The sequence below is a fragment of the Intrasporangium chromatireducens Q5-1 genome (assembly GCF_000576575.1).
GTDB lineage: Bacteria > Actinomycetota > Actinomycetes > Actinomycetales > Dermatophilaceae > Intrasporangium_A > Intrasporangium_A chromatireducens.
Map to the genome: position 1 here is coordinate 1 of NZ_AWQS01000314.1, position 3,780 is coordinate 3,780.

The following is a 3,780-nucleotide window of genomic DNA, read 5'->3' on the forward strand; positions in this document are numbered from 1 at the left end:
AACCGACGAAGGGCCACGAACCGACGCCGACGTGGCGCGGGAGTCCGGGGAGGCTCAGGACCTGATCAGGGGAACCCCTGATGGCGACAGCGCATCAGACAGGGCAGGGTCGGAGCCGACCCCGGTGAAGGAGGATGAGGAATGAGCGTGAGTGCGCCGCGCACCATTCAGGGCTCGCTCCCGACGATCCCTCAGACGACGAACGAAGCCCGGACCGTCTTCCACTCCCTCGTCCACGGCACCCCCGGACGCATGCGACTGCTCGGCGTGGTCGCGGTCGTCGCCGCCCTGCTGCTCGGGGCGGTCTGCGCCCAGGCGCTGATCGGCTCCCGGGCCGCTGCGGACCGGGCCGCGACCAACATCGCCCAGGTCGTCCGCGCGCAGAGCCTCCAGGTCGACCTGCTCAGGGCCGACGCCCTCGCCACCAACGCCTTCCTGGTCGGTGGGCTCGAGCCGTCCGACCAGCGCGCCGCCTACGACCAGGCGATGACGACGGTCGCCAAGGGGATCGCCGAGGCCGCCGCTGCCCAGCCGGCCGACGGCGACGCACTGGCCGCCCTGTCGGTCCAGGTCCAGACCTACGCGACGCTCGTGGAGCAGGCCCGGTCCAACAACCGCCTCGGGCTGCCGGTCGGCGCCACCTACCTGACCCAGGCGAGCGCCGGGCTGCGCAGCGACGCGATCCCCATCATCGACTCGATCGTGCGGGCGAACGAGGGTCGGGCCACCGCCGAGTTCGATCGCGCGGACTCGACCGCCCTGCTGCTCGTGGGCGTCGTCGCGGTCATCGTGCTCATCGGGGTCGCGGTGTGGCTCGCCCGCCGCACCCACCGCTACGTCAACGCACCGCTCGCGGTGGCGATCGTGCTGCTCGTCATCGGTCTGGTCGTCGCCCTCTCGACGATCGGCACTGTCGGCGCGACGGCGGCCGACGTGCGCGCCAACCAGTACCAGGACACGGTGCAGCTGGCTCGGGTCAGCACCGCGGCCAACGACGCACGGGCCAACGAGAGCCTCACCCTCATCCGGCGCGGCTCCGGCAGCGACAACGAGAAGGCCTGGAAGGCCGACGCCACCACGGTCGAGAAGGCTCTCGCGGCCTACAGCACGCCGCTCCTGCAGGAGTGGCAGCGGTATGCCGACGGCCACCGCGAGATCCGCTCGCTCGACGACCACGGCAACTGGGACAAGGCCGTCAGCCTCGCCACCTCGACCCAGGCGCAGGCGCCCGGCACCCTCTTCGCACAGTTCGACAAGGACGTCACGGCCCAGCGCGACGCGGCGAGCCAGGGCGCCGTCGCCCGCATCGACGGGCTCGGCGGCGCGGCACCGGCCTACGCCGTCGGGATCGGGCTGCTGTCGCTCATCGCCTGCTGGCTCATCATCCGCGGCATCGGCAAGCGCATCGAGGAGTACACGTGACGACGAACCGGCGCCCCGGACGCGTGGTGCGAGCCCTCGTCGCGACGGCCGCGCTGGCCAGCCTCGCGGCCTGCTCCGGCGTGACCTACGCCAAGACCCCCGTGCCCACCCCGTCGGCCCCCCGCGCCAGCTCGGCGCCGGCCGCACCCGCCCCGGTCAGCTGCAGCAACCCGCTCCAGTCCTACGACCCGTTGCCGAGCATCCCGGCCTCGTCGGCCATCACCGACGCGTCGGTCCGCAAGATCCTCGACCGGGGATACCTCATCGTGGGCGTCTCCGCCGACACGTTCCTCCTCGGCGCTCGCAACCCGCTCTCGGGCCAGCTCGAGGGCTTCGACATCGACATGGCCAGGGCCGTCGCGCAGAGCCTCTTCGGCGACGAGAACAAGGTGCAGCTGCGCGTCATCACCGCCGCGCAGCGGATCAAGCTGCTTCAGGACCGCGAGGTCGACATGGTCGCCCGCAACATGACGATGACGTGCGGCCGGTGGGCCGACGTCGCCTTCTCCGTCGAGTACTACCACTCCGGTCAGAAGGTCCTCGTCGCCCGGGGGAACCCCGCCAAGACGCTGGCCGACCTCAAGGGCCAGCGGGTCTGCGCCCCGAAGGACACGTCGACGCTCGACAACCTCAAGAAGGTGCCCGGGCCGATCCCGGTGGCTGCCGACACCCACACCGGCTGCCTCGTGCTGTTCCAGCAGGGCAAGGTCGACGCCATCACCGGTGACGACACCGTCCTCGCCGGGCTCGCCGCCCAGGACCCCTACGCCGTCGTCACGTCGGCACCGGCGACCAGCGACGAGCCGTACGGCCTGGCCTTCAACAAGGACGACGTCTACCTCGTGCGCTACGTCAACCGCCTCCTGGCCGACATGGAGAAGGACGGCCGGTGGACCGCCATCTACAACCGCTGGCTCTCCGGCGCCCTCGGCAAGGCGCCGGCACCGCCCAAGGCGGTGTACGGCCGCTGATGACGACTCCCATGCAGGCTCCGCTCGGTGGCGGCGTCCTCGCGCCCGCCGCGCCGGGCGCCCTGGGCGTGCCGATCGACCCGACCGCCGCGCAGACCTACCTCGGCGCCCTCCGCGTCTGGGTCAACCAGCGCCGGGCCGACCTCGACGCCGTCGACGCGGCGGTGCTGCGCCTCTCCCCGGACGAGCAGACCGCCATCACGACGGACCTCACCGTCGCCCTCACCTTCTGGAAGGCGATCAACGACCGCTACGTGCTGCTCGAGACCGTCTTCGACGGCGGCCGCGTCGGCCCCACCGAGGCCGAACGCCTCTCGACCCTCATCCACGGCAGGCTCGGCGGCTCCGCCACGGAGTCGCTGTCCGTCCCCGGCACCGGCACTCTCGCCGTCACCCTTCCCGAGGCGTGCCGGCTGCTCGACTCGCTGACGCGCACCCTGCAGGCCCGCGCCTCGCTCGCCCCCGGAGTCGCCGAGGCGAGCCAGCGGATCACCGTGCTGCGCCAGACGCTCGAGCGGGTCCGCGACCAGCTGCCCCTCGTGCCCGTCGGCGCCCAGCGCGACGAGGCCGCCGAGTCCCTCGCGCGGCTCGACCGGCGCCTCGTCGACCTGACGGAGCGGGCTCGCCGCGGCGCCGACACCGGCGGCATCATCGGCCCCCTCGAGATCGACGCCGCCGTGCTCGAGCGCGACCTCATCGTCGCGGCCGCGGAGCGCGCCGAGGCGCAGAAGGACCGGGCGCGGCAGGCCCAGCGCGTCGAGGAGCTCGACGCGCGCGCCGAGGCGATCCGTGCCCTCGAGCGCGCCTGCGTCGCCGCGATCGACCCCGCCCCGCACCTGGCCATCCCCAACGTGCGCGCGCTGGGACCGGTGCCGCAAGCGCCAGCCGAGCTGGCGGCATACCGCGAAAAGCTTGATCGCGTCGGTCGCGCGCTCGACCTCGCCCACGGTCAGTATGCCGCTGGGCTGGCCGAGCGCGACGAGATCGTCGGGCTCGTGGGAGCCGTCACGGCCATGGCGGCCACCGCGCACCTGTCGGCCGAGGCGCGGTCCGATCTCGACGACCTGCGAGCGCGACTCGACGACGTGCTCGGCACGATGCCCGTGCGGCTCCAGCGGGCGCGGGCGCTCGCCGCCGCCTTCCAGTCCTACGTCGAGGCCGTGACGCGGCCCCGTCCCCGAAAGGCGCGCCCATGACCAGGTGCACCCAACCCGGCTGCTCGGGCACGATCGTCGACGGCTACTGCGACGTCTGCGGGATGGCCGCGCAGAGCAGCCCGGTTGTCCCGGGCGCGACCGCTGCCCCTGCAGGCAGTGCGCCCGCTGGCGGCGCGGCCGGTGGCACTGCGGCGTCCGGCGGTGGCGTCACTGGGGTGTCCACGGTCACC

At 73.1% G+C, this 3,780-nt stretch carries 4 protein-coding genes; all 4 read left to right on the forward strand.

The window, feature by feature from the left end; translation table 11 throughout:
• Nucleotides 1-141: 141 nt before the first annotated feature.
• A complete protein-coding gene (locus N864_RS20145) occupies nt 142-1,422 on the forward strand; it encodes a hypothetical protein (protein ID WP_034721617.1) in 1,281 nt (426 codons plus the stop codon).
• Nucleotides 1,419-2,393 carry a glutamate ABC transporter substrate-binding protein gene (locus tag N864_RS20150; protein WP_034721618.1) on the forward strand — a complete coding sequence of 325 codons (975 nt, stop codon included), beginning with the start codon at nt 1,419-1,421 and terminating at the stop codon, nt 2,391-2,393. Before N864_RS20145 ends, N864_RS20150 begins: the two co-directional genes overlap by 4 nt.
• Nucleotides 2,393-3,589 carry a hypothetical protein gene (locus tag N864_RS20155; RefSeq protein WP_051518853.1) on the forward strand — a complete coding sequence of 399 codons (1,197 nt, stop codon included), beginning with the start codon at nt 2,393-2,395 and terminating at the stop codon, nt 3,587-3,589. Before N864_RS20150 ends, N864_RS20155 begins: the two co-directional genes overlap by 1 nt.
• Nucleotides 3,586-3,780, forward strand: a 195-nt coding sequence (locus N864_RS25755) for a hypothetical protein (RefSeq protein ID WP_205621013.1), incomplete at its 3' end; no start/stop codon positions are given. The genes N864_RS20155 and N864_RS25755, both read left to right, overlap by 4 nt.